The organism is Domibacillus sp. 8LH, from assembly GCF_038806185.1.
GTDB classification, from domain to species: Bacteria; Bacillota; Bacilli; order Bacillales; family Domibacillaceae; genus Domibacillus; species Domibacillus indicus_A.
Genome location: NZ_JAVJNG010000195.1, coordinates 1 through 261 on the forward strand (window position 1 = coordinate 1; position 261 = coordinate 261).

General features: G+C 44.4%; 1 protein-coding gene. It reads left to right on the forward strand.

Annotated features, from left to right (window positions below; genetic code table 11):
- A partial coding sequence (locus tag RG959_RS24395; RefSeq protein WP_342799327.1) for a ChbG/HpnK family deacetylase occupies nt 1-261 on the forward strand: 261 nt, incomplete at both ends.

The following is a 261-nucleotide window of genomic DNA, read 5'->3' on the forward strand; positions in this document are numbered from 1 at the left end:
TACTTGCGCAGCTTGATTTACTACGGCAATGGTATCCGCATGTTACCCATATTGACAGTCACCACCATAAGCATTTGCATATTCCACAAGCGTTGGAAGCTGTACTAGAGGTTGCCGAGGCATACAGCTTACCAGTGAGGTCCTTTTCAAAATGTAGCTGGCAGAAGGTGAGAAGTACAGATTATCTGCATTATGATTTTTATGAAGAAACGGTGCAACCTGCCTTTTTGGAAAATCTCATCACGTCCACTGAAGAGGGCG